The following is a 25,573-nucleotide window of genomic DNA, read 5'->3' as shown; positions in this document are numbered from 1 at the left end:
ATACTCGAACACCCGTTCGAGTCAAGAGTGGTAGACCTCGAGCGCCCGCGCTACCGATTCGTCACTCGCAGGTAGCAACGGCAGTCGCACATGGGGAGTCGGAATCTGCCCCAATGCATGCAACACGCCCTTGATGACAGTCGGGTTCGATTCGGAAAAGAGAGCTCCTGACAGCGTCGACAACCGTCGCCCAAGATCGCGAACACTGTCCACATCTCCACTGTCCCAAGCCTTCACCAGGCGCACGAACTCGGCGGTCGACAGATGAGCGGACGCCAAGATTCCGCCTGACGCACCCAAGGCCAGAAGCGGCGCGAGGAACAGATCATCCCCCGCCAGCACGGCGAAGTCGTCCGGAAGATCCGCGAAGAGTTCGACGGCAGCTGCGTCGATACCGCCCGCGGCATACTTCACACCAACAACCCCGGGCAAATCACCCAGCTCCCGCAAAGTGCCGCTGTCCAGATCGCACGCAGTTCGGTACGGCACGTGATAGACGATCAGCGGCACGCGGCTCGACGACTGCAGATGCGCGAAATGCGCCGCCACACCGGCTTTCGACGGCCTCGTGAAGGAGGGAACCGGCACCAAGGCCGCCGAGACGTCAGGCCACCGAGTCAGCCTCCCGAGCGCCTGCGCACTGCCCGCCGTGTCGTTGCTACCCGCGCCCACGATCAACGTCGCACCTCTCGCACGGCACACGCTCGCACAGATATCCAGAACGGTCACTCTCTCTTGCTCGGTGAGGGTTGCGGTTTCCGCTGTAGTCCCCAGTGCAACGAGTCCGACCGCACCTTCGGAGAGGACCTGGTGCGCAAGCTGTTCGAGTGCGTCGGTTGCAACACGACCGTCGCTCTCGAAGGGCGTGATCAGTGGTACATGGATTCCAGCCAGGTCAACTCGAGTCGTAGTCATAGAACTCAGCCTCACCGAACAGACCTTGTAGGTCTAGTTCGCATTTCCATCGTCGAGCGTAAGCTGAGCTGATGCTCGATGTTCGTCGACTGAAGCTATTGCGCGAACTAGCGCTGCGCGGAACCATCGTTGCCGTTGCCGAGGCGCTGTCGTTCAGTCCCTCCGCGGTGTCGCAGCAATTGGCCGTCCTCGAACGTGAAGCCGGCGTGCCGCTGCTGGAACGAACAGGCCGTCGCGTCCGCCTCACGCCGGCCGGTGAGAACCTCGCACGTCATGCCGAAGTCATCCTGCAACGCCTGGAACAGGCGTCGGGCGAATTGGTCGACGCGCGTCGTGGACTGGCGGGGCCGCTGCGCATCGGAACGTTCCCGACCGCCGCACGGGCGATCCTCCCGCCGGCATTGATCGCCCTCTCTCGCGAGCATCCCGGGTTGGAACCGATGGTTTCGGAGATCGACCCAGCGGACGTCGCCGACGCCCTACGAGCTGGGAATCTGGACTTGGCGTTGATTCACGACTACGACTTCGTCCCTCGTCCCAGCGAACCGGGCCTGACAGCGTTGCCTCTGTGCAGCGAATCGGTCTATCTGGCGTCGAACGACACCGCTACAGATCCCGACGGCACCATTACCGCGCTGACCGACTGCGTGGAGCAGCACTGGATTACTGCGATCCCGGGAACTGCTTGTCATGCAATGACCATTCGCGCGTGCCAAGCGGCCGGGTTCACTCCGAAAGTGCGACACCACATCGACGAGTTCGCCACCGTTCTCGCCCTCGTCGCTGCAGGGCAGGGCGTTTCGCTGGTCCCGGAACTCGGAGCAATCCATCCGCCACTCGGAGTGCGCCTGACGCCGATGCCCATTCGACGAAGGACCAAGATCGCACACCGAGCCGGCTCCGACGCTCACCCGGCGGTCGCAACCGTGACAAGCGCGCTTCGCTCGGCCGTCCCGCAACTGCTGGACGCCGAGCGATAGCGGCACCTACATGTCGAGCCCGAGGTCGAGCACTGTCACCGAGTGCGTCAAGGCACCTACAGCGAGGTAGTCGACGCCGGTTCGGGCGTACTCTGCGGCAACGTCGATGGTGAGACCACCGGATGACTCGAGCTTGGTTTCGGGGGCAACAGCGTCTCGGCGTTGGACCGCGATCTGCGTCTGCCACAGCGGGAAGTTGTCCAGCAGAACAAGTTCCACGTTCTCCGCCAGCACCTGGTCGAGCTGAGTGAGGTTGTCGACCTCGACTTCGCACTCGATGTCCGGGGCGAGCTCACGGACCGCACGAAGTGCTGCGACCACCGAACCGGCAGCGGCAACGTGGTTGTCCTTGATCAACGCCGCGTCACCCAATCCCATGCGGTGGTTGACGCCTCCGCCCACGTGGACTGCATATTTCTGCAGAGAACGCAGTCCGGGCAGTGTCTTTCGGCTGTCCCGCACTTTGGCATGAGTGCCGGCGATGGCGTCGACCCACTGCGACGTCGCCGTGGCGATTCCCGAGAGATGGCAGACGAGGTTGAGCATCGTCCGCTCTGCCGTGAGAAGGCCGCGGGTGGGCGCGACGACGGTGAGCACCGATTGACCTGGCGCAACCCGAGTTCCATCGGCCACCCGATCAACGACCTCGTAGTTACCCGCGCCGATCACCTCGTCGAGAACAAGCAGTCCGACGTCGATGCCGGCGACAGTACCCGAGGAGCGTGAGACGACCGAAGCCTTCGCGACCGCATCGGCGGGAACCGTTGCGGTAGAAGTGATATCAGGGCCATAGCGCAGATCCTCGTCCAGAGCGAGCCTGACCAACGTGAGCAGTTCGTCACGGTCGAGCGGCGCGGGCAGGATCTTCTGCTCGGTCATCAATGAACTCCTGTCAACAACATGTCTGGTATTTCGAGCGCTCCATCGGCACTCATCTTGATCCGAGTGCTGCGACGCTGATTCGGATCTGTTTCAGGATAGTCGGTGCGGGTGTGACAGCCTCGGCTCTCGGTTCGTGCCACGGCTACATCGACCAACGCTGTCGCGGTCAGTGTGAGCGCCGCGTCTTCGAGGTCCCCAGCAGCCACCGCCACTGTCTGATCGGCGTCGGCAAGCGCGGCTCGCGCAGTCAGGAGACCGCCTCCGTCGCGAACCACCGACGCGTGTGCTGTCATGACGGACTGCACAGTCTCTCGTGGGAGGATCGGCATCGGCTTGCGCACCACGTTGACCACTTCGGCATGAACCTCGCGACGCTCGGCAGCTGCGATTCCGGCACGCTCCCCGACCACCAAACCCTCGAGAAGGCTGTTGGACGCAAGACGATTCGCGCCGTGCAATCCCGTGCGAGCCACTTCGCCGGCTGCGTAGAGTCCAGGCACTCCAGTTCGTCCATGGACGTCGGTGGCGACTCCACCGCACGAGTAGTGCGCGGCCGGAGCGACCGGAATGAGTTGGGTGCGTGGATCGATGCCCGCTTCGAGACAGGATGCGGTGATCGTCGGGAACCGCGAATCGAAGCCGTCGAGCTTGCGGGCGTCGAGGTAAACGTGATCGGTACCGAGATCTCGTAGGCGTGCTGCGATTGCGCGCGAGACCACGTCACGCGGGGCGAGATCACCCAGCGGATGAACACCTGCGGTGACCGAATCGCCGTTGGTGTCGACAAGAATCGCACCTTCGCCGCGGACCGCCTCACTGATCAAGGGCCGGCGACCCACTCCACCCGGAGTGAAGAGCACCGTCGGATGGAACTGAACGAATTCCAGATCCGCAATTGCCGCACCTGCTTCGAGCGCCAACGCGATTCCGTCGGCAGTTGCGCCGGGCGGATTTGTACTGCAGGCATACAGCTGACCGAGTCCACCGGTAGCGAGCAGTGCCGCGGGCGCATGGATCACTCCGAGCCCTTCCGGCGAGGAGACGATGAGTCCACACACCCCGCGCCGGTTGGTCACCACCTGAACTGCCGCTGCACCGAACAGAACGGGGAGGCCGGCAGCGTTCAGAGCTCGCTGCACTTCCGCGCCCGTGGCGTCGCCGCCCGCATGGATGATCCGACGCGTGCTGTGCCCACCCTCGCGGGTGCGCGACACCTCGCCGTCTCGCCCGCGATCGAAGACCGCGCCCAACGCGGCCAGCGCCGCAACTGCGTCGTGACCAGCTTCGACGATGGAATAGACGGCTTCCTCGTCGCACAAGCCGACGCCGGCCTCACACGTATCCGCAACGTGCGACTCGACGGAATCCGTATTCAGATCGTCGACGACTGCGATGCCGCCCTGCGCGTACTGAGTCGAGGTGTCCGTCGGACCACCCTTGCTGACCGTGAGTACTTTCAGCCCCCGCAGAGAAGCGGTGCGCGCAGCGGTGAGGCCCGCGACACCGCCTCCCACGACGACCAGGTCGGCATGAGCCTCCCAGGCGAAACGCCCGGCAGGGCTGCTCACTCGCCGCCGCCCGGATTACCGATCTCGATCATGCGCTGCACCGATTTCTGTGCACGCTTGGCCATCTCGAGATCGACGTGGACCTCGTCCTTGCCCTCGAGAAGGCAGCGAAGCAACGCAGCAGGCGTGATCATCTTCATGTACGGGCACGACGCGCGGTCGTTGACGGCCTGGAAATCGACGTCGGGCGCTGCCTTGCGCAACTGGTGCAGCATCCCGATCTCGGTGGCGACCAGAACCTGCTTGCTCTTGGTGACGCGGGCAGCGTCGAGCATTCCGCCGGTGGAGAGGATCTTGACCTTGTCCGCGGGGACCGCGCCTTCACCGGCGAGGTACAGAGCCGAAGTAGCGCAACCACATTCAGGGTGCACAAAAAGCTCGGCATCGGGGTGAGCCTTGGACTTCGCCGTCAACTCGTCACCGTTGATACCCGCGTGGACGTGGCATTCACCGGCCCAGATCTGCATGTTGGTGCGGCCTGTGACGCGCTTGACGTGAGCTCCGAGGAACTGGTCCGGGAGGAAGAGAACTTCCCGGTCGGGATCAATCGAGTTGACCACGTCGACGGCATTGGACGACGTGCAGCAGATGTCGGTGAGACCTTTCACCTCTGCCGTCGTGTTCACGTACGACACCACCAGGGCGTTCGGGTTGTCGGCCTTCCACTCACGAAGCTGCTCGGCATTGATCGAGTCGGCCAGAGAGCAGCCGGCTCGCTCGTCCGGGATCAGCACGGTCTTGGACGGCGACAGGATCTTCGCGGTCTCGGCCATGAAGTGCACACCGCAGAAGACAATCGTGTCCTCGGGCGCCTCGGCAGCGATTCGCGAAAGCGCCAGGGAGTCGCCGACATGATCGGCGACGTCCTGAATCGCAGGCAGCTGGTAGTTGTGCGCAAGAATCGTCGCGCCGCGTTCGCGAGCCAGACGTTTGATCTCAGCGGCCCACTCGGGGGTCGCTTCGACTCCGTTGTATCCGCCGGGGCCGTCGTGAATCTGCGAGGCCGATCCCTCCCATAACGTCGTGGTCGTCATGGCGTTCTCCTTCACCGTGAACCCGGGCTCGTCACCCAGTTCAAATCCGGACGGGCTGGCCCGGATTTCCGTATTCGAGGTTTTCGACTTAGGATCGAAAACGTGCCCAATAGTAACACCACCCACGAAGTGCTTGCAGCGGTGTTCCAAGTTCGCACCTTCCCCGCAAGCATCGCCGCAGGTGACGGCGATCACTGCCCACAAGGGCGTGAAGAGTTGGCCGTGCTGCTGTGGCAGCGCGCACTCAACCCGCAGAAAGGCACATGGTCACTGCCCGGGGGCACTTTGCGCGACGACGAGGACCTGACGACCTCCGCTCGACGACTCCTCGCCGAGAAGGTCGACCTACGAAAGGTCGCCCACCTCGAGCAACTCTCCGTCTTCAGTGATCCACAACGAGTGCCGGGCCCGCGCCGCATCGCGTCGACCTTCCTCGGACTCGTTCCCCTCAGCGCCGACCCACAACTTCCACCCGACACGGCCTGGCACCCCGTTTCGAAGTTGCCGGAGATGTCGTTCGACCACGGAACCGTCGTACGGCACGCGCGTAATCGACTGGCTGCAAAACTCTCCTACACCAACATCGCATTCGGGCTGGCTCCCGAAGAGTTCGCGATGTCGACACTGCGCGAAATCTACTGCGCTGCACTCGGTTACCAAGTCGACGCAACCAACTTGCAACGCGTACTGGGTCGCCGAGGCGTACTGACTCCCACCGGCAACACCGCACCGTCCGGCAAGTCGGGCGGACGCCCACCGGCCCTGTACCGCTTCACCGACTCCACCTTGCGAGTCACCGACGAGTTCGCGGCACTGCGTCCCCCGAGCTGACGTCGATCAGGTTCTCAGGCAACGGCTTCGAAACTTCCGCGTTGCAGCCACGCCGAGGTCACCGCGCCGGCCGGATCGATGACCCGATTGATTGCGCCGAACCGCGTCGTCACCCGATCGAGAATCCGATCAGCCTGCCAACGATCCGTCGGATCAGCGACTATCGCAAAGAAGCGATGGGTCGGTTTTCCCGCCAAGATGCGCACCAATTCTGTCACCGTCCGCGCGGTGACCGCCACGCTCCAACCGGCGTCGAGAAACTCGGTGGCGATACGCGCACCGTGCTCGAATCCGATGTCCGTGACAAGTGCAACTCCCCTGTTCGGGGCGATCTCCGAAACGCTCATTGCGAAACCTCCACTCGGAATCAAACTTCTTGACTCCCATGTAAGTCCGCAATCTTGTGGCTCCCTTGTGTTGGTTCTGTGAGAACTCTGGGGATTCCGCGCCCCACACATCAGGCAGATCGAGACAGCCCCGCCCAGAAGACCGTCGAGGCCGCGTTCACCACATCGCCGACCGGCACGTCGCCCAACATTCCGCCCGCGGCCAGCGTCGCGACGCCATGGAACGTCGCAAAGGCAACCAGCGCAATACTTTCCGGATCGCCGGCGGCAATGTCACCCGCAGCCTGCGCTTCCGATACGAGCCGAACGGTCAGGTCCATCGTCGCGTGCCCCGCGTTCACGACAGTCTCGGCCGCACCGGGTGCATGCTTGTTGCTGTACATCAGAGACAACAGGCCCGGATGCTCGAGCGCAAAATCCACATAGGCGTTGGCGAGCGAGGAGAACCGGGCTCTCGCGGTCGGCGGCGCCTCCGAAACTGCTCGCTCGAGTGCACCGGTCATCCGATGGAATCCGCTTTCAGCCAAGGCGTCGAGCAAAGCCTGACGGTCGCGAAAATGCTTGCCAGGGGCCGCGTGACTCACGCCCGCCTCGCGCGCAAGCTGCCGCAGCGACAACTTGTCGACGCCATCTCGCTCGAGGGTCGCTTCAGCCGATGCCAGGAGTTCCTGTCGCAGGCTGCCGTGGTGGTACGGCTGTTCGTGGGCGGGCATGGTGGCACCATATCAAAATGTTGTCATTGACAACTATGGTGTCAGTGCCTACATTTGGGATCACCCGAACCGAAGGAGCCACCATGGCCATCGACGTAGCCGGAACCACCGTCCTCATCACCGGAGCCAGCGCTGGGCTCGGAGTGGAATTCGCCCACCGCTTCGCCGCTCGCGGTGCAAATCTGGTTCTCGTCGCCAGGCGGGCAGATCGCCTCGAAGCCCTCGCTACCGAACTCCGCGTCGCCCACGGCATCACAGTCACAGTTCTGCCTGCCGACCTGGCGGCGCCCGGCGTCGGCGCAACACTGCACCAGGAGCTGACAAACCGTGGCATCACCGTCACCTCGCTGATCAACAACGCCGGATTCGGAACACACGGAGCATTCGTGGACGAAGATCTCGAGCGCGTCACGTCCGAAATTCAGCTCAACATCGCCACGCTGGTCGAACTGACGCACACCTTCCTGCCCGATCTCCTGGGCGGACGTGGAGCGCTCGTCAACATCGCGAGCACGGCGTCGTTCCAGCCGACCCCTGGCATGGCCGTCTACGGCGCGTCCAAGGCTTTTGTACTCAACTTCACCGAAGCACTCTGGGCAGAAGCTCGCGGCAGCGGATTGACCGTATTGGCGGTGTGCCCCGGCCCGACACGAACCGAGTTCTTCGACGTCGTCGGCTCCGAAGATGCTGCGGTCGGGCGAATGCAGACGGCAACTCAGGTGGTGGATACAGCTTTCCGGGCACTGGATCGACGCAACGCACCGCCGACAGTCGTATCAGGTTTGCCGAATTGGGTGTCCTCGATCAGCACTCGCTTCGCAACCCGCCGGTTGGGAGCGTTGATTTCGGGTCGACTGTTGGGTGACGTGCGAATGAAGTCCGCAGCGAACCGCCCGTCGACGTCGGCGGTATAGAGAAGCGTCGGCTGTATAGAAGCAACGGCTGTATAGAAGCAACGGCTACGGGAGTTTCGGCTGGACCTCGTCGTCGGTCTGTTCGGCCTCGGTGGCCGGATCCCCGGATTCCCGATCCCCAGATTCCGGGTGGTCCCCCACACCGAGGTCGTCGTACGGATTGAGCACCGCAAGAACCAAAGTCACGACGCACGCCGCAAGCGGCTGAAACAGAAGCACGAGCAACGTGCCGATGTTCGGTGCACGCGCGATGATCTCCCCGACCGCCGGATTGTCGGCGGTGGGGAAACGCAGTTTTGCCACGCCCGAACCCACGAGTGCCATCAGTCCGGCACCTGCCGCCGAGCCGACTATCAACCCGCCCAGGGCATACGGGCCTCGACTCAGACGCGCCAACCACGCCGCTACTGCCGACAGCACACCGACGATCAGTGCCAGCCAGATGAACACAGCACTCGCGTCGAACTGATGGAGGCTCTCACCCGTCAACGCGACGCCGCGCCCCTCGGACACCACCAACAGGTGCTCGGCCGGAGCCAAGAACGCCCACACCACACCGACGAGCACGCTCACGCCCGCAGTGGTTGCGGCGATCACGATCGCGGTGCGCAGACGAGTCTGCCGAAGAGAGATCACACCGAGTGACGCTACCTGCGGGCGGCGTCGATCGAGTCGACGACACCGTGTCGGGAGCATTTCGCCCACCATCCGTCAGGGCTGACCTGAACGATCATGCGGCGCCCGCACTGCTCGCAGAAGCGAGGCGGCTCTAGCCCCATCGACGCCGCAGTCGGCGTCGGATCGTCGACACCGTCGACGATCCGACGCCCGGTGAACGGGTTGTACCGCTCCTCGGTCACCGGAGTGCTCACAGAGTGTCGTTCAGTGCTTTGATCGGCATCTGCAGATCCACCAACAAATCCAGATCCTTCTCGGCGGGACGCCCGAGGGTGGTCAGGTAGTTGCCGACGATGACGGCGTTGATTCCGCCGAGGATGCCCTGCTTGGCACCCAGGTCGCCGAGGGTGATCTCGCGTCCACCCGCGAAGCGCAGGATCGTGCGGGGCAGCGCGAGACGGAATGCCGCCACGGACTTGAGCGCCTCGCTGGCGGGCAGCACATCCAGATCCCCGAAGGGTGTGCCGGGACGCGGATTGAGGAAGTTGAGCGGGACCTCGTCCGGCTCGAGTTCAGCCAAGTTCGCGGCAAATTCTGCACGCTGCTCCAATGATTCACCCATACCGAGGATTCCGCCGCAGCACACTTCCATGCCTGCTTCGCGAACCATCCGAAGCGTGTTCCACCGCTCTTCCCACGAGTGTGTGGTCACGACGTTCGGGAAGTGCGACTTCGAGGTCTCCAAGTTGTGGTTGTACCGGTGCACACCCATGGCGGCCAGTTGGTCGACCTGTTCCTGGGTCAGCATGCCGAGCGAGCAGGCGATCTGGATGTCGACCTCATTGCGGATCGCCTCGATACCTGCGGCTACCTGAGCGAGCAACCGGGCGTCAGGTCCGCGGACGGCGGCCACGATGCAGAACTCGGTAGCGCCCGACTTCGCAGTCTGCTTGGCAGCTTCCACCAGGCTCGGGATGTCCAACCAGGCCGCGCGAACCGGCGACTGGAAGAGTCCGGACTGCGAGCAGAAATGGCAGTCCTCGGGGCAACCGCCCGTCTTGAGGCTGATGATGCCCTCGACCTCGACCTCCGGTCCACACCATTTCATACGCACATCGTGGGCGAGAGCCAGCAGGTCTTCGAGCCTGTCGTCGTCGAGTCGGAGTACGTCGAGCACCTGGCTTTCGGTCAGGCCAACTCCTCTTTCGAGAACTTGCTCGCGCGCCTGGTCGAGGATGTCGACCGTCGCAGGGGCCGTGCTAATCGGGGGCGGGGTCACAGACGTCTCCTTCGAAACCAGCAAAATTGAACACCGTACAAGTTGAACGGTGTTCACGTTAGAGACGTGGTGGAATACTGTCAAAGGCGGGTCCGATCGACATCCGATCGCGAGCGCCCCACAGCGGGACGAAACGAGGGGAACAACAAGTGCAGTTGCGACGCGGCGACGTGCTGGACGGCGCCATGGCGATACTCGACGAGTTCGGACTTGCCGACCTCACGATGCGCAGGCTCGCAACGTCACTGGGTGTCCAACCCGGCGCCCTGTACTGGCACTTCCCGAACAAGCAGACCTTGCTCGGTGCGGTCGTCGACAAGATCCTCGAAGACCTCGACACTCCCGTAGACGCAGAGACATGGCAAGAGGCGTATTCCGAACTGGCACAAAGACTTCGGTCTGCCCTGCTGGCGCACCGCGACGGCGCCGAGTTGGTCAGTGCCACCTTCGCCTCGCGGATGACAAGCAGCAAGGTGCGCGAGCACTTCGTACACGCCGGCGAAGAATCCGGGCTATCACGCGAGCATGCCCAACTCGCGGCGTACGCCCTGCTGTACTACGTGCTCGGCCACACCGTCGACGAGCAGTCCCGAGCGCAGATGGAAGAAATGGGGGCACTTACCCGAGCACCCATTTCCCCCGACTCCCCCGAGGTGATCGGCGGCGGTTCCGACGAGGACCTCCTCGACGGCGATCCGACAGTGCGCTTCCAGTTCGGCCTGGACCTGTTCATCGACGGCATCCGCACTCGCCTGAATTCGACCACACATTCAACGCGCACCGAATCGGCTCTACGACACCCCTGACAGCCGTAGTAATGCAGTAGTGCCGGCCGCGGCAATCACCACTAGTACCAACGGCGCCTTGAACCAGGCGCAGATACCTCCGGCCACCACACCGAGCATCCGCGCCGGCCCTGCAACGTCATGCCCGATGAAGATCGTCGATGTCGCAACCACTGCAAGCAGCAGCACCACGACAGCACGATCGAGGGTTTTCGCGGCAAAGCTCGAAAGCTTCACCCGAGCGCGGAGCAGAACGCCACTTACCCGCAAAGCGTAAGAGCCGCAAGCGAACACGACAATACCGATCCAGACCGACGCGGTATTCATCGAACCTTCTCCCGGAACGGTATCGTCACCGCGATACTCAGCAGCGCTACGAGCGGCGCGGTACCGGGCGGCAGGAACGGCGACGTGGCCACCGCGACTGCTGCACCGATCAGGGCGGCAAGCAGCGTCACCTTTTCCTTCAGCGCAGGCAAGACAAGGGCCAGAATGACAGCCGGAAACGCGGCATCCAATCCCAACGCGCCGGGGTCTCGGACGACGCTGCCGAGCAGCCCGCCCAGCAGCGCTCCGATCGGCCACGACACCGCGATCCCGATTCCACAGAACCAAAAAGCCGCACGCTTACGCTCCACCGATCCCTGCGCCATGGCGACCGCGACGCTTTCGTCGTTGACCAGGTGCGCGCCGACCATTCTGCGCCAGCCTGAATCTCTGTAGCGACCCCGGCCGAGAAATGGTCCTGCCGACATCCCGTAGGCGAAGTTACGTGAGTTGATCAACAAGCCCGCCACAACAGCAGCGGCGGCACTGCCTCCGGCTGCGATAATTCCGATGAACAAGAACTCCGAAGACGCTCCCAGAACGAGTACAGCCAATGCCGACAGCTGCCACAACGAGAATCCAGCCGATCCTGCCGTCACTCCGTAGGACACACCGACGATGGCCACGGAGAGCCAGATCAGCACGCTCACCCGAACCGTGCCTCGATCAACTGTTCGCCATAAAGAACGCATGTATTCTATGTTGAACGAAGTGACACCGTTCGTCAAGTAGAACGACCGATCGGAGAATCGAACGATGACCAGTAATGAAACGGATACAGCGGAGACTCCTCAGAAACTGGTCGCCGTCGCACTCAAACGCGAACGTGCCCGAGCAGGCTTGAGCCTCTCGGAGGTGGCGCGGCGCGCCGACATCGCCAAATCCACACTCTCCCAACTCGAATCCGGCCTCGGGAACCCGAGCCTCGAAACACTGTGGGCACTCGGCAACGCGTTGGGTGTGCCGTTCTCACAACTCGTCGACTCGCAGGCACAGACCGTTCAATTGATTCGAGCCGGAGAAGGTCCCGCAATTGCTTCGGCAAACGCGTCGTACATCGCGACGCTCTTGTCGCCGAGCCCACCGAACGCACGACGCGATCTGTATCGGATAGTCGCCGAACCGGGCGAGCCGCGTATTTCGACTCCGCATGCGCGCGGCACCACCGAACACGTTGTGATCGGCACCGGGCGAGCGGAGGTCGGGCCCACTGCAGATCCGATCGAGCTCGGACCGGGCGACTATCTCGCTTATCCCGGCGACGAGGAGCATATCTTTCGGGCGCTCGAACCAGGGACGACGGCGATCATGGTGTCGGAACACATCTGAGCCGCGATGAGTTTCGCCGCTGCGGGAAGTCTGTATCTGGGAGGTGATGTGGCCAGAGCCTCGATTGCCGACGACAGTAACGACCGACAGCAGGAGGACCCATGTCCGGATCCAGCATCAGCAGCATTTTGCTCTCGAGCACCAACCCCGAACGCTTGCGCGACTGGTACGCCGAGGCGTTCGCCCCGAAGGTCGACCGGACTCCCGGTGACCCTGGCTACGACGTCCTCGACTTCAACGGTTTCTACGTAATGCTCGACAGACGCGACGACGTCGGTGAGACCAACCCCCAACCGGGTCGCATGTTCCTCAACGTCGAGACCGACGACGCCCGGTCGATCGCACAGCGCATCGACGCACTCGGCGGAAACTGGCACGCTCCGCTCGAAGTCCGCGGGGGCAGTTTGTTCGCCACCGCGATCGACCCCGACGGAAACTACGTTCAGATCATCGAGTTCAGCGAGGAAGCCAGGGCCGACATGGAATCCGGAATGACGGATTCCCAACCCACCTAGTCCGACACCAGCTAGGAACGGAGACAGTCATGCTTGCGGACACCAAAGCATTCAGCGGATTTTCGGTGACAGACATCGATGCTGCAAAGAAGTTCTACGGCAAAATACTCGGGCTGAAAGTGACCGATGAAGACATGGGGCTGATTCGGCTACATCTTGCCGGCGGAACCGAAATCCTCGTCTATCCCAAACCGAATCACGAAGCGGCGACGTACACGATTCTCAACTTCGTCGTCGACGACATCGACACAACCGTCGATCAACTGACCGCACGTGGCGTGGAGTTCCTGAAATACGACGGATTCCCCCAGGATGCGCGAGGCATCATGCGTGGCAACGGCCCCGACATCGCGTGGTTCACCGATCCAGCCGGCAATGTTCTGTCGGTAATCAAGGAGTCCTGACGCGCTTAACCGCTGAACAGCTGTGACTGCCGCTGTTCAGCGGTGTCGGTGTTGGAGCGTTCTGCTGCCGCAGTTTCACGCTCGGCCGCCAGTTGCTCGGCGCTTTTTGCGTCGACAACGGGCTCCGACGCGCTGAGGTCGGAAAACAAGCCATTGCTCGATTCGTTCACATGCCACCCTTTTGCCTGGTCATCGTTGCCGCGCGCAGATAAACCTGCGTTAGAGATCGGTCGATGGCTACTTGATTACTGCCGCCCGTACGGCGCCGACAAGGCGCCGATGACCCAGCAGTTCTTGACCCAGTGTTGCACGCCTGTGTTTTCCACGAGAAATTCGGTCCAGACGGGTTGTCATCGCCCGCACGGCGGAGCAATGTGAAAGATGAGCGCGGAGCAGGTCGGCAGCACTTTCGTCGGACACCTGGCCCCTCAATTCACCGCACAATTTTTGGAGGAATCATGTTGGGAATTGCTTTGGGCCTCGGCAGCGCTGCTGTCGGAATCGGCCTCGGACTACTGGGCGCGGGAGCGGGAATTCTGCTGAGCGACAAGACCGTCAAAACTGCGCAACGTGACCTCACCGCCTGACGAGGGCGAGCGCACTGAATATTTGGGCACTCGGGTCAGCACTCGGGTCAACGCGGCGATGCGCCACCCCGCGCAGTGGGTGCTCTCGCACGCCACACGTCGCCGCGGCGTGGACACAGACGCAGCCGTTCCCACCAGCGCCCAGGACGTGCTCGACCGGTTGACGGCTCTCCGAATCAGCACGTGGAGTTACGGTTTCGACCACAAGTCGATCCGTCATCTCGGACCGATGGCACAGGATTTTGCCGCAGTCTTCGGCCTGGGATCCAACACCCGTCGGATCTCGGCCGTCGATGCAAACGGCGTCTGCATGGCGAGCATCCAAGCATTGAACCGCAAAGTTCTCGCCCTCGAGACAAAGGTCAGCGCGCTCGAGAAGGACATGGACAGACTGCACGAAGAACTGGGAGGCACGGGTACGGATCGAAATGCATTAGAAGTCAACAACAGTCACACATCCCCGCCGCTCGACGAGTTCGGTAGGTCCGCAGGTCTGTAGTTTGTTCGGTGTGAGCGCCCCTGATTCAGACTCCGACTCGGAACCCAACGAGATTGCCGCGCTGTTCGACGTGACGTCCGACTCCGTCGGTGACGAACATGTCGAACAGGTACTTTCCGAATTCGGCCTCGGCGCAACGGAGATCACGGAGACCGCGGCCCGCATCCGGGCCAGTCGGTCGGAATTCCGCCGACTGCGCCGTCGCGAGAACGAATTGGCGGTCCTCTACTCGAGTGCGCGTGAACTCGCGCAAGTTCGCGACGTGGACACTCTGCTCCAGCGACTCGTCAACCGAGCACACGACATCATGGGCACCGACGTCACGTACCTCTCCGAGTTCGATGTGGTCACCAGAGATCTGAATGTTCGAAAGACAGCAGGCGCCGTCTCGCCGGAACTACAGCATTTGCAGGTTCCCGCCGGCGCGGGACTGGTCAGTGCGATTGCCGAATCTCGAGCAGCCCAATGGGTTCAGAACTACAGCGACTACACGCAGTCGCGTCACGACGAGGTGGTCGACGCCGCGATAGTCGCCGAAGGGCTGGTGGCGATTCTCGGCGTGCCGATGCTCTCGGACGGCCAGATCCTCGGAGTCCTGTTTGCCGCCGACCGCCGGGAACGACGATTTACTGCCGATCAGATAGCCCTGCTCTCGGCGCTGGCGGATCATGCCTCGGTGGTCCTGCAAACCGCGCGGGCGCTCGATCGCGCCGAGGAATCCGCCGCCGAGACCGGGCGAGCACTCGACGAACTGCGTGAGCACGTGTCCGCGCGGGACAAGTCGAACATCGTCCACCAGGATCTGATCCACGCCGTTCTCCGCGGCGGTGGCTATGCCCAGGTTGCACGAACCCTCAGCAGCGCACTCGAGCGCGGCACCGTCGTGGTCGACAGTGAGCTACGCCCTCTGGTCAAATCCTCGGGCGAGCAGATCACGACGGTGCCGTTGTCTCTACCTCGCGCCGTGTCCGAGGCCATCGACCAGAGTCGCCGAAGCGGCCGATGCACGTTTGTCGCCGATGACAGTGAAACCGTGATCCAACTCGTCAGCGCCATCACCGCCGGAGAATCGTTCCTCGGGGCCATCTTGCTGAATCGTTCGGACGCGCCGATCGGACCTGTCGAACTCAGGACCGTGGAACGGGCCGCTCAGGTTACTGCGATCCTCGTGTTGCAACACACGGCGGCGGCAGCAGCGGATCGGCGCGCACGTGACGAACTGGTCGCCGATCTGTTGAGCACTGCGCCCGAGCGCAGGCGCGATCTCGAACGTCGGACCCGCAACCTCGGCATCTCCCTCGGCGAACTCGATACCGTCCTCGTGGTGTCGGTTGCTCCGGAACTCCGCACCGCTGCGCTCCGCGCAATCGGGCAGAGTTTGCCGGTCGGGGCTTTGGCGTCGCAGCACGCCGGATTGATCGCGGTGGTCTCGCGCTCGGGGAACCCGGCAGCCGCGGCAACCGTCGTTCACCGCCAGATCACCGGTTCGGTGGGACCTCACGCCGTGGTGATTGCGCCGGCAACGGCGGAGCGTCCCGAAGACCTCCCGGCGCGCTTCACCTCTGCCCTGCGTACTGCTCGCCTGCTCTCGGCGTTGGGCAAGACCGACGGCGCGGTCACGACGGCGTCGTATCTGCCGTACACCGTTCTGTTCGGCGAAAATCCGGAATCACTTCATCAGTTCATCGATGACGTGATCGGCCCGGTACTCGCCTACGATCGCGACAAGGACACCGATCTCACTGCGACCCTGCGCGCCCTCGTGCGCAACGAAGGAAGCCCGACCAAGGCTGCCCGCGCCCTCAACTATCACCCGAACACCGTCATTCAGCGTCTCGAGCGCATCCGCACGCTCCTCGGTCACTCGTGGCGTGAAGACGAGAACTTCTTTCGGGTGTCCATGGCGACGAGGCTCGACGAGCTTCGGCAAGTGGGCGCCGAAGAGGCCGGGGGTGAGACCGTCGACAAAGACGGTGGTGCATGACACTACAATTTCGACCGATCGATGTGCCCTGAGCACGTGGCCTGGCAGCCATCACCCTCCCTACTGTGAAGCGGAGCACAGAATCACTTCAGGAGGACCACCCCCCGTGTCAATCAACAGCCGGTCTATCAATAGCCGTATCGCCAATTTCCGGTCCTACGATGTCGCCGCACGGCGCGCCGAGATCGTCCGCCAGACGGACCTGACCGAAGCAGACATCGCGGTCTACGACGCTGCCGACGGTCTCACCATCGATCAGGCCGATCGCATGGTCGAGAACGTAGTCGGTGTCATCGGCATCCCGGTCGGCGTCGCCACCAACTTCACGATCAACGGCACGGACTACCTGATCCCTCTCGCCACCGAGGAGCCGTCGGTAGTCGCAGCCGCGAGTAACGCTGCCCGCATCGCACGCGGACTCGGCGGCTTTCACGTCTCGAGCACCCCGCCGATCATGCAGGCCCAGATACAACTCGTCGACGTCGTGGATCCGGCGGCCGCCCGAATCCGACTCCTCGAGGCTCGCGAGGAAATCATTGCACTCGCCAACGAGCAGGACCCGAAGTTGGTCAGCGTCGGCGGTGGTGTGAAGGACATTTCGGTTCGCATCGTTCCTTCGGACAAGGCCACCTACGTGGTCCTCCATCTTCATGTCAACGTACGAGATGCCATGGGCGCCAACGCCGTCAACACGATGGCCGAGGCAATCGCGGATCGAGTCGCCGAGATCGGCGGCGGACACGTCGTCCTGCGCATTCTCACCAACAAGGCCGATCTGCGGCTGACGCGCGTGCGCGCCGTGTTCGACGCCGAATTGATCGGCGGCGCAGAGGTTGTGGACAACCTGATCCATGCCGCGCGCTTGGCGGAGCTGGATCCCTACCGCGCCGCGACGCACAACAAGGGCATCATGAACGGCATCAGCGCCGTAGTGCTGGCTACCGGAAATGACACGCGCGCAGTCGAAGCCGGATGCCACTCCCATGCAGTCAACGCCGACGGAATCTACTCCTCGCTCTCGCATTTCGAGAAGAATGCCGACGGAAACATCGTCGGCACCCTCGAGCTGCCCATGCCGGTCGGCCTCGTCGGCGGGGCCACCAAAGTGCACCCCGTAGCGCAGGCCGCAATCAAGATGCTCGGCGTCGAGAGCGCCGAGGAACTCGCCGGCATCATCCTGGCAGTCGGTCTGGCGCAGAACCTGGCCGCTGTCCGCGTTCTGGCCAGTGAAGGTGTCCAACGCGGACACATGGGACTGCACGCCCGCAACATCGCTGCCACCGCCGGAGCGCAGAAGAGCGAGATCGACGCCGTGGTCGCACGCCTGATCGCGGACAAGAGCATTCGCGTCGAACATGCCGAGAAGGTTCTCACCGAGATCCGCGGCGGAAACTGACGACAATGACCGAAACAGTTGCAGGATCACCAGTGTGGAAGCCGGCGCCTCATCGAGTGCCGGCGCCGGGACTACCGACCTCGGTCCGGATCTACGAAGTCGGGCCACGCGACGGACTTCAAGCAGAGACGGCGGTGATCCCGACCGAGACGAAAGCCCAGTTCATCGAACGCCTCGTCGCGGCGGGTTCCCGCACTGTCGAATTGACGAGCTTCGTCTCACCTCGATGGATCCCGCAACTCGCGGACGCGGAAGAATTGATGGATCGGCTGCACCTGCCGGACTCGGTACGTACGGTCGTTCTTGTCCCGAACCGTAGGGGTCTCGAGCGGGCCGTTGCCGCCGGAGCGCGCGAAGTTGCAGTGTTCGTCAGCGCTACAGAGGAATTCGCGAAACGAAACCTCAACTCGACGGTGGACGGCGCTATAGCCGCGGCCACCGAGGTCACTGCCGCCGCAAGAGCTCTGGGACTTCCCGTCCGCGGCTACATCTCGATGTGCTTCGGCGACCCTTGGGAAGGCACTGTGCCCGTCGAACGTGTCGCCGACATCGCGAAGACCCTGGTCGACAGCGGTGTCACGTCACTCTCACTCGGCGACACCATCGGCGTCGGCACACCTGGCCATGTGCTCGCCTTACTCGACGCCCTCCGAGAACGTGGCATCCCCACATCGCAGATCGCCATGCACTTTCACGACACCTACGGCCAGGCGCTGTCGAACGTCTATGCGTCATTGACCGCTGGAGTATCCGAATTCGACAGTTCCGCAGGTGGTCTCGGACGGTGCCCGTACGCCAAGGGCGCGACCGGGAATCTCGCCACCGAGGATCTGGTGTGGATGCTCCACGGCCTCGGGATCGACACCGGCATCGACCTGGATTCCCTTACCGACACAAGTAGTTGGATGGCCGAACAGATCGGACACTCGAGTCCGTCCCGAGTCGTCACCGCCCTCCGCGCAGCACGTACCTGACACTCGCAAGCAGCCCCTCCCTGTACGACCCCCTGCCATGCATGACACTGGAGAAGACTGATGTCACCACCGCAGTCGGCAACGACGCCGACCACCACAACCGCGCCGACCGATCAGCAGACATACCTCGAAGTCTGGGGCGACACTGTCAACGGTCGACACCTCGCGATCTCCGTCGCAGTCGGCAGTGTCGTGGGCGCCTCGGCTCTGCTTGCGGCCCAGTCTCTGTTCGAACGGGTCGTCAACGAACCGTCGTTGGCCCAGGCGTACAGCCTGCTGGTCGGTATCGCTGCCTGCCTGCTCGCCGGCGTCGTCTGCGGAATCTTCATCAAGCCGAAGCGGATAGTCGCCTTGGCCGCCGCCGACGCGGAGTCGATCGACGGTGTCATCACGACGATGAGTGAGCAGCGTCAGGGTCTGGGCACTCTCGCCGACATTCCGGAGCAGAGCCGACAGGAACTTCGCGAACTAGGTCTGTACGACCACTTCGCCGCTGCCGAGGCCGAGCACGCTCAGGCCTCGAAGACATCGCCCTCGAACCCGCCGAAGGACGGTGGGCGCGCATGAGTTCGGTTCTGACCAACGAAATTCTCATCGCCGTTCTCTTCGGCATCATCGGTGCTGTCGCGTTCACGTTCATCGGATTGATCTCCGGCACGGACGAGACCGCCACCATCGCACCGCTGACTCTGCTCGTGATTCTGCTCGGCGCTCCCCCGGCGGCAGTCTTCACGTTCTTCCTCTCCGGTGCGATCGCCAAACACATGACGCATGCGGTGCCGACGATGCTGCTGGGCATTCCCGGCGACACGATGGCGATTCCGCTCTTGCCGGAAGCGCAGATGATGCGCTCACTCGGCATCCCGCACATCGCACTCCGCAAGGCGATCTCGGGAGCAGTGATCTCGGCGTTCGTCGCCGTGCCGGTTGCCGTTCTGTTCGCGACCATCCTCGCGCCGTTCGCCGACACCGTTCAGTCGATCGCACCGTGGCTGTTCCTGGTCGCCGCCATCGGCATCGCCTACGCCTCACCAGGCCGCTGGGCCGGGGTGGTCGCCCTCGTTCCGTTTGTCATCTTGATCCTCGGTGCCCGCGCGTTGACGTCGAATTACGATGTGTCGCTGAACATCAGCTACTTCCTGGCCATTGCGGTCGGGCCGCTGATCGCCGACCTCGCGCTGACCCTGGGGCCGTCGAGCCGCAAGGACATGGAACGCAGCGAACCCAAGACCGTCGCACTGGCCCCGGACATCAAAGGATGGAAGGGATACTTCCCCAATCCTCTGAAGGTCCTCGATCGCAAGCAGATCGGTTACACCGCAGCCGCTTCCACGGTGTCCAGCGCAACGTTCGTTTTCAGCCCTGTCGCCATGACAGTTCTGATGGGTGAGCTGGTAGGTGCGCGGATCAAGAACGGCTATCACCGACTGACCACCATGGTCTCGGCAAAGAACGGTACGACGGAATCCACCTACATCGCGGAAACCCTCATCCCTCTCGTGGCCTTCGGCCTTCCGCTCAGCCCGCTGGCAGCAGGTCCCGCGGCCCCTCTGTTCAACGCTCCGCCGGTCTTCGAGACCAATCAGGAAACCGGAGTGATCAACAATCTCTCCACGTACCTGACGCAGTGGGAGTTCCTGCTCTACGGACTGCTCGCAGTGGTCACGGCAACGGTCATCGCGTACCCGTTTGCCATGAACTACGCGTACCGCGCTGCGTCGGCGGTGGTCAAGCACATCAGTCACGAAGCTGTGATCGCGGTGTTCACGGGACTGGTTGTGGTCATCAGCATCTGGGAGGGCGGCATCCTCGGGCTTCTGATCACCGTGACGGTCGGCCTGGTCGGTGGCCTTCTCGGGCGCCTGTTCAAGATTCACGGCGGTGTTCTGTTCATGGGTTACTACGTGGCGCTGTTCAGTGTTCCTGCCCTGATCAATCTGTTCTGATTCGCTGGATTCAACCAACACGTGCGGACCCGCAAGAATGCGGGTCCGCACGTGTTTCTTCAGCTACCGACCGTGAGCGCCACGGTTCGATTCCGGTCCAGCTTCTTCGCTCGGTACAACGCCTCGTCGGCGCAATCGACCAATTGCGTCAGGTCTGCGTCGCCGTGGGGTGAACATGCGACGCCGATGCTGACCGTCGGCCCGAGTTCACCCAACACCGCCGACGAATTCTCCGCTTGTGCGCGTCGAATCATCTCGGCCGTTTCGGTCGCACCCTCGAGATCGACGCCGGCCATCAGTACGACGAACTCCTCACCGCCCAACCGGGCGAAGAGATGCTTGTCATCGAGGTTCCGCCGCACCTGATCGGCAAAACTCACCAACGCGGTATCGCCGGCGCGATGACCGAGGTTGTCGTTCACCATCTTGAAGTGATCCAGATCCATCATCAGGACGCTCACCGGACGACCAGAGTGGCGACGCGGATCGGGCGCACCCGTCACGCTGCCGCCTCGCCGCAAGAACTCGTCCCGGCGCAACGCACCGGTGAGATCGTCGTGGGTGACGGCCTGTGTGAGTGCCTCGAGCGCGCGGCGGCGCTCGAGGATCACACACGCCACCGCGATCGGCGCTACCGCCAGCAACGACAATCCGATCTGGACGGACGCACTGACGGGCGAGACGCCTTCGCTGGACAATCCGAGATGCCCGTCGGCCGTCAGTACCAACGTCCAGGCAGTTGATGCGGCGGTGAGCACCGACGTGACAAAGACATTGGTGAGCAAAGCGGCAGTCACCAGCGCCGGCATGGCAAACGCGATCGCTCCGGCGCCGCCGATCACCCACTCCAAGATGATGCAGATGGCCAGCAGCGCTGCCGGAACAACTGATCGACGCAGAAGTGTGGCAACAGCTTTCGGGTCTCGATCCACCCGCCGAAGCGAAGGGAAAGTCAGCACCAACGGGACGATGGTCATGTAGTTGACGAACTCACTCGAGAACCAGAGCAACCAGCCGTCCCACCACTGCCCGCCGAACAGCACGCGGTTCGCGATTCCGCCCACGAGCGCCGCCATCGACGCGGCCACGACAGTCATCGACACGAGATAGCCGACGGACTGAATACTGGTCAGTCGACGATCGTCGCCGCCCACCCAGCGGAAGGCGTAAAAGCCACTCGCAACACCGACGATGTTGGCCGCGTTGAGCCACACCGTGGACTCCCACGCCCCGCCCGTGATGAGGTCGCCTCCAACGTAGCCGGCTGCAGCGCAGATCCAGGTGAGCGGTGTGGCCGAGCGCGGCGATCGAAAGAGAATCCCGAGAAGCAGCGCATTGGCCGGCCAGAAGACAGCAAGCGTGCCCGGTAGGCGGCTCAGAATTCCGACCAGGCACGAGACGAAGACGACTACGCCGATAAGCAGTGCGCGACGTACGGCCGATGACGACAACGACTTTTCGACCGTGCTCACCACCTACATTCGACTGACCTACTCACAATTCGCCCCACTGTGCCTTGGCTATCGATGCAGACAAATCGGATGTTACGGCGTCAGATGGCCAAAGGAGATTTACCGAGCGCGCCCCAAGCGGTCTGAGCAAACTCTTGGACACTCTCGCTGCCACTTCCCGCAGGCATCAACCCGAGAAGGGGAACACCACTGACCGAGACAAGATCCTCGCGATTGCACCTCTCGGCGAGGTCCGGTTCCTGCGGCCACGAACCGATCACCAACCCGGCGCATTCCACACCGGATGCACCCAGCGCTTCCACGGTCAGAGCGGTGTGATTGAGCGTGCCCAGGCCGGACGCAACCACCAGCACTACCGGTGCTGCCAGAGCTGCGGCGAGATCGCGCGCGGTGAACCCGTCCACCCCCAACCGAACCAGCAAGCCGCCGGCACCTTCGATCAGGGTCAAGTCGTGGGTGGTGTCCAGGTCGCGAGCAACTCGGACTACGTCGTCGAGCGCCAACAACGGGAGACCACTTCGACGTGCAGCAGTATCCGGCGCCAAAGGTTCGGGATACCGCGCCAACTCGACCAGCGTCATGCCGCCACCGGTCAGACGCTCGATCTCGGCCAGATCACCCGCACCGTCCACGTCGACGCCGGTCTGGGCCGGTTTGAGCACTGCAACCGACTTGCCCGACTGCAAGGCCACCGATGCCAATGCGGCTGTCACCACTGTTTTTCCGACGTCGGTCGACGTTCCGGTCACCAGGAAAATGCTCATGCTCGGGCACCGGCCAAGACGCCGCGCAGTACGAGAGCGATCTGCTCCATCTCGGATGCGGACAGCGTCGCTCGTGCGGTCAGACGCAGCCGTGACGTTCCTTCCGGAACCGACGGCGGGCGGAAGCAACCGACATGCAACCCCTGGTCCCGGCACGCCGACGCGGCATCGAACGCCCGTTGCGGATCGCCGAGAACGACCGAGACGACAGCAGATTCAGGCGACGGCGCACCGGTGACGTCGGCGAGTTCGGATGCCCGGGCCAGGACGTCGAGCGCTCGCGTCGGCTCGCGCTGGAGTACGGCGAGTGCAGCTCTGGCCGCCCCGACAGCGGCGGGAGCGAGACCGGTGTCGAAGATGAACGTTCTTGCCGCGTCGATGAGATGCGCGCGAATCTTGTTGTCGCCGAGTACAACTCCGCCCTGGCTGGCGAGCGACTTGGACAGCGTTGCCGTCACGACGACGTCAGGTTCACCCGCCAGGCCCGACTCGTGGACGAGTCCACGTCCACCGGCACCGCGCACACCGATGCCATGCGCCTCGTCGACCAGCAGGATCGCCCCGTACTCGCGGCACACCTGATGCATCTCCCGCAGCGGCGCGAGGTCTCCGTCGGCGCTGAAGACCGAATCCGTGACGACCAGCGCTCGCTCTTCCACTCTGCTGCGCAACGTGTCGGCGAGAAAGCTCACGTCCGAATGCGGAGCTACCGCAACCCGGGCACGTGACAGGCGGCAGGCATCCACGAGTGAGGCATGCGATCCCGCATCGGAGACGATCAACGATCCGGGACCCGAGAGCGCCGTCACCGCGCCGAGATTGGCTGTGTAGCCGGAAGAGAAGACCAGTCCGGAGTCCGCCCCGACGAACTCGGCCAGTTCGACTTCGAGCAGTTCGTGTTCGGTGGTGGTGCCGGTGACCAGACGCGAACCCGTGGCGCCCGCGCCCCAACGGCGCAGAGCCGCCGTTGCACCCTCGATCACGTCGGGGTGCCGCACGAGTCCGAGGTAATCGTTCGACGCCAGGTCGATCAACGGGGAGTCGACCGTGCGAGGACGGAGTTCGCGGCGCAGTCCAGCGGCCCTACGGTCCGCTTCGACGGCAGTGAGCCAATTCAGCGAGGTGTTCACTTTTCCGACCATACTTGAACACCGTTCAACTCAATGGTTAGGGTGCATCCGTGCTCACAACCGGACTTGATCCCCATGACGTCTCCGCCATCGATGCCGATGTCCTCTGGCATCCGTACGGATCATTTCCCGCGTCGACTCGTCCGCTGATCGTCGACTCTGCCCAGGGGGCTACCCTCACGCTCTCCGACGGCCGCCGATTGGTCGACGGTATGAGCTCGTGGTGGGCCGCCATTCACGGATACCGCAATCCCGTGCTCGACACTGCTGCTGCACGGCAGCTGGGCAAGATGAGTCATGTCATGTTCGGCGGACTGACGCACGAACCCGCCGCTCGCCTCGGGCGACTACTCGTCGACATCACACCACCTCACCTCGACAAGGTGTTCCTCTCCGACTCCGGTTCGGTGGCCGTCGAAGTAGCAGTCAAGATGTGCCTGCAGTACTGGCGGAGCCTCGGAAAACCGTCGAAAAATCGTTTGATGACCTGGCGCGGCGGATATCACGGCGACACATTCACCCCCATGAGCGTCTGCGACCCCGACGGCGGCATGCACTCTCTCTGGACCGACGTCCTTCGCCCTCAGGTCTTCGCGCAGACTCCCCCGGCGGACTATCTCCCCGAATACGTGCAGGAGTTGGAAACGCTGCTGGCCGAGCATCACGAGAACCTCGCCGCGGTGATCGTCGAACCGGTAGTCCAAGGCGCCGGCGGAATGCGTTTTCACGACCCGGCATACCTGATCGACCTCCGTAACCTCTGCGACAAATACCAAGTCCTCCTGGTCTTCGACGAGATCGCGACCGGATTCGGACGCACCGGTGAACTGTTCGCCGCCGATCATGCCGGCGTCAGTCCCGACGTCATGTGCGTCGGCAAGGCACTGACCGGCGGGTACATGAGTCTGGCGGCAACGCTGTGCACCACGGAGATCGCAGAGACCATCACTGCCGGCGAGGGCGGCGGACTGATGCACGGCCCCACCTTCATGGGCAATCCACTCGCGTGCGCTGTCGCGGTCGCGTCGACCGAACTTCTGCTCGCAATGGACTGGCGGCGTGACGTCGCAACCCTCGAACGTGGCCTCACTCGAGGCCTCGCCGAAGCCGTCACAATTCCCGGGGTGGTGGATGTTCGAGTCAAAGGCGGAATCGGGGTGATCGAACTCGAGCAGCCGGTCGAGATGCAGAGCGCCACCGATGCGGCCGTCGACGCCGGGGTCTGGCTTCGACCGTTCCGCAACCTGGTGTACGCGATGCCTCCGTACCTGTGTTCGGACGCGGAGGTGGAACAGATCACAGCCGGAATGCTTGCAACCGCCCGCAGCCAGGCGAAACGGTGATCAGCGGCGTAGACAGTCGACAAGATTCGATCGGCTG

General features: G+C 63.2%; 30 protein-coding genes. 15 read left to right on the top strand and 15 right to left on the bottom strand.

The annotated features are described in order from the left end of the window. Positions 1-21 precede the first annotated feature (21 nt). A complete protein-coding gene (locus AC2ETI_RS15015) occupies positions 22-915 on the bottom strand; it encodes a dihydrodipicolinate synthase family protein (protein ID WP_483634070.1) in 894 nt (297 codons plus the stop codon). Positions 916-986: 71 nt separating this feature from the next. Between AC2ETI_RS15015 and AC2ETI_RS15010 the strand changes: the two genes are divergently transcribed. Continuing rightward, a complete protein-coding gene (locus AC2ETI_RS15010) occupies positions 987-1,895 on the top strand; it encodes a LysR family transcriptional regulator (protein ID WP_021344517.1) in 909 nt (302 codons plus the stop codon). A gap of 6 nt (positions 1,896-1,901) precedes the next feature. Here AC2ETI_RS15010 and nadC read toward each other — a convergent pair whose 3' ends face one another. From nadC to nadA, 3 genes are read right to left on the bottom strand one after another with little or no spacing between them, the layout of a single operon-like run. Further along, entirely contained in the window at positions 1,902-2,774 is an 873-nt protein-coding gene (nadC, locus tag AC2ETI_RS15005; protein WP_003941805.1) for a carboxylating nicotinate-nucleotide diphosphorylase, read from the bottom strand. Continuing rightward, complete coding sequence (locus AC2ETI_RS15000) at positions 2,774-4,345, bottom strand: L-aspartate oxidase (protein WP_483634069.1); 1,572 nt, start codon at positions 4,343-4,345, stop codon at positions 2,774-2,776. The genes nadC and AC2ETI_RS15000 overlap by 1 nt, the downstream gene beginning before the upstream one ends. Then, positions 4,342-5,379 carry a quinolinate synthase NadA gene (gene nadA, locus AC2ETI_RS14995; protein WP_020908027.1) on the bottom strand — a complete coding sequence of 346 codons (1,038 nt, stop codon included), beginning with the start codon at positions 5,377-5,379 and terminating at the stop codon, positions 4,342-4,344. Before nadA ends, AC2ETI_RS15000 begins: the two co-directional genes overlap by 4 nt. A gap of 102 nt (positions 5,380-5,481) precedes the next feature. On the opposite strand from nadA, the gene AC2ETI_RS14990 reads away from it, so the two are divergent. Next, entirely contained in the window at positions 5,482-6,210 is a 729-nt protein-coding gene (locus AC2ETI_RS14990; protein ID WP_007733069.1) for an NUDIX hydrolase, read from the top strand. Positions 6,211-6,224: 14 nt separating this feature from the next. On the opposite strand, the gene AC2ETI_RS14985 is transcribed toward AC2ETI_RS14990, so the two are convergent. After that, entirely contained in the window at positions 6,225-6,557 is a 333-nt protein-coding gene (locus tag AC2ETI_RS14985) for an SDR family NAD(P)-dependent oxidoreductase (protein ID WP_355331514.1), read from the bottom strand. A 110-nt stretch (positions 6,558-6,667) separates the two neighbouring features. Continuing rightward, a complete protein-coding gene (locus AC2ETI_RS14980) occupies positions 6,668-7,270 on the bottom strand; it encodes a TetR/AcrR family transcriptional regulator (protein ID WP_046378680.1) in 603 nt (200 codons plus the stop codon). 83 nt (positions 7,271-7,353) lie between these two features. Here AC2ETI_RS14980 and AC2ETI_RS14975 point away from each other — a divergent pair, with 83 nt between their 5' ends. Continuing rightward, positions 7,354-8,184, top strand: a complete 831-nt coding sequence (locus AC2ETI_RS14975) for an SDR family NAD(P)-dependent oxidoreductase (protein ID WP_020908030.1) — start codon at positions 7,354-7,356, stop codon at positions 8,182-8,184. A gap of 45 nt (positions 8,185-8,229) precedes the next feature. Here AC2ETI_RS14975 and AC2ETI_RS14970 read toward each other — a convergent pair whose 3' ends face one another. The 3 genes from AC2ETI_RS14970 to bioB are packed head-to-tail and all read right to left on the bottom strand — an operon-like array spanning position 8,230 to position 10,066. Next, positions 8,230-8,820 carry a DUF2567 domain-containing protein gene (locus AC2ETI_RS14970; protein WP_279219181.1) on the bottom strand — a complete coding sequence of 197 codons (591 nt, stop codon included), beginning with the start codon at positions 8,818-8,820 and terminating at the stop codon, positions 8,230-8,232. 11 nt (positions 8,821-8,831) lie between these two features. After that, positions 8,832-9,056, bottom strand: coding sequence for a biotin synthase auxiliary protein BsaP (bsaP, locus tag AC2ETI_RS14965; RefSeq protein ID WP_019748812.1), 225 nt, complete (start codon positions 9,054-9,056; stop codon positions 8,832-8,834). Further along, a complete protein-coding gene (gene bioB, locus AC2ETI_RS14960) occupies positions 9,053-10,066 on the bottom strand; it encodes a biotin synthase BioB (RefSeq protein ID WP_024487821.1) in 1,014 nt (337 codons plus the stop codon). Before bioB ends, bsaP begins: the two co-directional genes overlap by 4 nt. Positions 10,067-10,230: 164 nt before the next feature. Between bioB and AC2ETI_RS14955 the strand changes: the two genes are divergently transcribed. Further along, positions 10,231-10,887 (top strand): TetR/AcrR family transcriptional regulator C-terminal domain-containing protein, encoded by a 657-nt coding sequence (locus AC2ETI_RS14955; RefSeq protein WP_336504307.1) that lies wholly within the window; start codon positions 10,231-10,233, stop codon positions 10,885-10,887. Here the strand turns inward: AC2ETI_RS14955 and AC2ETI_RS14950 are convergent. Beyond that, on the bottom strand, positions 10,873-11,193 hold the full coding sequence (locus tag AC2ETI_RS14950) for an AzlD domain-containing protein (RefSeq protein WP_483634068.1): 321 nt from the start codon (positions 11,191-11,193) through the stop codon (positions 10,873-10,875). The genes AC2ETI_RS14955 and AC2ETI_RS14950 overlap by 15 nt on opposite strands. Continuing rightward, entirely contained in the window at positions 11,190-11,885 is a 696-nt protein-coding gene (locus AC2ETI_RS14945) for an AzlC family ABC transporter permease (RefSeq protein WP_483634067.1), read from the bottom strand. Before AC2ETI_RS14945 ends, AC2ETI_RS14950 begins: the two co-directional genes overlap by 4 nt. Positions 11,886-11,949: 64 nt before the next feature. On the opposite strand from AC2ETI_RS14945, the gene AC2ETI_RS14940 reads away from it, so the two are divergent. The 3 genes from AC2ETI_RS14940 (at position 11,950) to AC2ETI_RS14930 (ending at position 13,441) form a co-directional block, all read left to right on the top strand. Then, a complete protein-coding gene (locus AC2ETI_RS14940; protein ID WP_019748816.1) occupies positions 11,950-12,522 on the top strand; it encodes a helix-turn-helix domain-containing protein in 573 nt (190 codons plus the stop codon). Positions 12,523-12,623: 101 nt separating this feature from the next. Beyond that, positions 12,624-13,037, top strand: a complete 414-nt coding sequence (locus tag AC2ETI_RS14935) for a VOC family protein (RefSeq protein ID WP_019748817.1) — start codon at positions 12,624-12,626, stop codon at positions 13,035-13,037. Positions 13,038-13,066: 29 nt separating this feature from the next. Next, positions 13,067-13,441, top strand: coding sequence for a VOC family protein (locus AC2ETI_RS14930; protein ID WP_021333693.1), 375 nt, complete (start codon positions 13,067-13,069; stop codon positions 13,439-13,441). Positions 13,442-13,446: 5 nt separating this feature from the next. On the opposite strand, the gene AC2ETI_RS14925 is transcribed toward AC2ETI_RS14930, so the two are convergent. Then, positions 13,447-13,611, bottom strand: a complete 165-nt coding sequence (locus AC2ETI_RS14925) for a hypothetical protein (RefSeq protein ID WP_019748819.1) — start codon at positions 13,609-13,611, stop codon at positions 13,447-13,449. Positions 13,612-13,899: 288 nt separating this feature from the next. Between AC2ETI_RS14925 and AC2ETI_RS14920 the strand changes: the two genes are divergently transcribed. From AC2ETI_RS14920 to AC2ETI_RS14890, 7 genes are all read left to right on the top strand, one after another. Next, complete coding sequence (locus AC2ETI_RS14920) at positions 13,900-14,028, top strand: hypothetical protein (RefSeq protein ID WP_019748820.1); 129 nt, start codon at positions 13,900-13,902, stop codon at positions 14,026-14,028. Beyond that, the gene (locus tag AC2ETI_RS14915) at positions 14,012-14,527 is read left to right on the top strand and encodes a tail fiber domain-containing protein (RefSeq protein ID WP_019748821.1); all 516 of its coding nucleotides are present in this window, start codon (positions 14,012-14,014) and stop codon (positions 14,525-14,527) included. Before AC2ETI_RS14920 ends, AC2ETI_RS14915 begins: the two co-directional genes overlap by 17 nt. 10 nt (positions 14,528-14,537) lie before the next feature. Next, positions 14,538-16,511: a helix-turn-helix domain-containing protein gene (locus AC2ETI_RS14910; RefSeq protein ID WP_483634066.1), complete on the top strand. Its 1,974-nt coding sequence runs from the start codon at positions 14,538-14,540 to the stop codon at positions 16,509-16,511. A gap of 106 nt (positions 16,512-16,617) precedes the next feature. After that, entirely contained in the window at positions 16,618-17,907 is a 1,290-nt protein-coding gene (locus AC2ETI_RS14905; RefSeq protein ID WP_195849596.1) for a hydroxymethylglutaryl-CoA reductase, degradative, read from the top strand. 5 nt (positions 17,908-17,912) lie between these two features. Then, a complete protein-coding gene (locus AC2ETI_RS14900; protein ID WP_078377482.1) occupies positions 17,913-18,881 on the top strand; it encodes a hydroxymethylglutaryl-CoA lyase in 969 nt (322 codons plus the stop codon). Positions 18,882-18,941: 60 nt separating this feature from the next. Beyond that, positions 18,942-19,448, top strand: a complete 507-nt coding sequence (locus tag AC2ETI_RS14895; RefSeq protein WP_020908043.1) for a hypothetical protein — start codon at positions 18,942-18,944, stop codon at positions 19,446-19,448. Further along, positions 19,445-20,827 (top strand): tripartite tricarboxylate transporter permease, encoded by a 1,383-nt coding sequence (locus AC2ETI_RS14890; protein ID WP_003941745.1) that lies wholly within the window; start codon positions 19,445-19,447, stop codon positions 20,825-20,827. Before AC2ETI_RS14895 ends, AC2ETI_RS14890 begins: the two co-directional genes overlap by 4 nt. Positions 20,828-20,886: 59 nt before the next feature. Here the strand turns inward: AC2ETI_RS14890 and AC2ETI_RS14885 are convergent, their stop codons facing one another. The 3 genes from AC2ETI_RS14885 to AC2ETI_RS14875 form a co-directional block, all read right to left on the bottom strand. After that, complete coding sequence (locus tag AC2ETI_RS14885; protein WP_483634065.1) at positions 20,887-22,299, bottom strand: GGDEF domain-containing protein; 1,413 nt, start codon at positions 22,297-22,299, stop codon at positions 20,887-20,889. Between the two features lie 80 nt (positions 22,300-22,379). After that, entirely contained in the window at positions 22,380-23,063 is a 684-nt protein-coding gene (gene bioD / locus AC2ETI_RS14880) for a dethiobiotin synthase (RefSeq protein WP_459114256.1), read from the bottom strand. Next, positions 23,060-24,205 carry an 8-amino-7-oxononanoate synthase gene (locus tag AC2ETI_RS14875; RefSeq protein ID WP_080910799.1) on the bottom strand — a complete coding sequence of 382 codons (1,146 nt, stop codon included), beginning with the start codon at positions 24,203-24,205 and terminating at the stop codon, positions 23,060-23,062. The genes bioD and AC2ETI_RS14875 overlap by 4 nt, the downstream gene beginning before the upstream one ends. 38 nt (positions 24,206-24,243) lie before the next feature. On the opposite strand from AC2ETI_RS14875, the gene AC2ETI_RS14870 reads away from it, so the two are divergent. Further along, a complete protein-coding gene (locus AC2ETI_RS14870; RefSeq protein WP_060938922.1) occupies positions 24,244-25,536 on the top strand; it encodes an adenosylmethionine--8-amino-7-oxononanoate transaminase in 1,293 nt (430 codons plus the stop codon). The last annotated feature ends 37 nt before the right edge of the window (positions 25,537-25,573 follow it).

It is taken from the genome of Rhodococcus sp. MurmanLake-1 (assembly GCF_056945715.1).
The sequence above is the reverse complement of the archived record's forward strand: the minus strand, read 5'-3'. Positions and strand labels throughout refer to the sequence as shown.

Coding starts and splice junctions, on each gene's coding strand:
- AC2ETI_RS15010 (WP_021344517.1), top strand. CDS start 987: ATGCTCGATGTTCGTCGACTGAAGCTATTGCGCGAACTAGCGCTGCGC.
- AC2ETI_RS14945 (WP_483634067.1), bottom strand. CDS start 11,885: ATGCGTTCTTTATGGCGAACAGTTGATCGAGGCACGGTTCGGGTGAGC.
- AC2ETI_RS14950 (WP_483634068.1), bottom strand. CDS start 11,193: ATGAATACCGCGTCGGTCTGGATCGGTATTGTCGTGTTCGCTTGCGGC.
- AC2ETI_RS14875 (WP_080910799.1), bottom strand. CDS start 24,205: ATGGTCGGAAAAGTGAACACCTCGCTGAATTGGCTCACTGCCGTCGAA.
- AC2ETI_RS14900 (WP_078377482.1), top strand. CDS start 17,913: ATGACCGAAACAGTTGCAGGATCACCAGTGTGGAAGCCGGCGCCTCAT.
- AC2ETI_RS14895 (WP_020908043.1), top strand. CDS start 18,942: ATGTCACCACCGCAGTCGGCAACGACGCCGACCACCACAACCGCGCCG.
- AC2ETI_RS15015 (WP_483634070.1), bottom strand. CDS start 915: ATGACTACGACTCGAGTTGACCTGGCTGGAATCCATGTACCACTGATC.
- nadA (WP_020908027.1), bottom strand. CDS start 5,379: ATGACGACCACGACGTTATGGGAGGGATCGGCCTCGCAGATTCACGAC.
- bioD (WP_459114256.1), bottom strand. CDS start 23,063: ATGAGCATTTTCCTGGTGACCGGAACGTCGACCGACGTCGGAAAAACA.
- AC2ETI_RS14940 (WP_019748816.1), top strand. CDS start 11,950: ATGACCAGTAATGAAACGGATACAGCGGAGACTCCTCAGAAACTGGTC.
- nadC (WP_003941805.1), bottom strand. CDS start 2,774: ATGACCGAGCAGAAGATCCTGCCCGCGCCGCTCGACCGTGACGAACTG.
- AC2ETI_RS14985 (WP_355331514.1), bottom strand. CDS start 6,557: ATGAGCGTTTCGGAGATCGCCCCGAACAGGGGAGTTGCACTTGTCACG.
- AC2ETI_RS14975 (WP_020908030.1), top strand. CDS start 7,354: ATGGCCATCGACGTAGCCGGAACCACCGTCCTCATCACCGGAGCCAGC.
- AC2ETI_RS14930 (WP_021333693.1), top strand. CDS start 13,067: ATGCTTGCGGACACCAAAGCATTCAGCGGATTTTCGGTGACAGACATC.
- AC2ETI_RS14920 (WP_019748820.1), top strand. CDS start 13,900: ATGTTGGGAATTGCTTTGGGCCTCGGCAGCGCTGCTGTCGGAATCGGC.
- AC2ETI_RS14980 (WP_046378680.1), bottom strand. CDS start 7,270: ATGCCCGCCCACGAACAGCCGTACCACCACGGCAGCCTGCGACAGGAA.
- AC2ETI_RS14890 (WP_003941745.1), top strand. CDS start 19,445: ATGAGTTCGGTTCTGACCAACGAAATTCTCATCGCCGTTCTCTTCGGC.
- AC2ETI_RS14935 (WP_019748817.1), top strand. CDS start 12,624: ATGTCCGGATCCAGCATCAGCAGCATTTTGCTCTCGAGCACCAACCCC.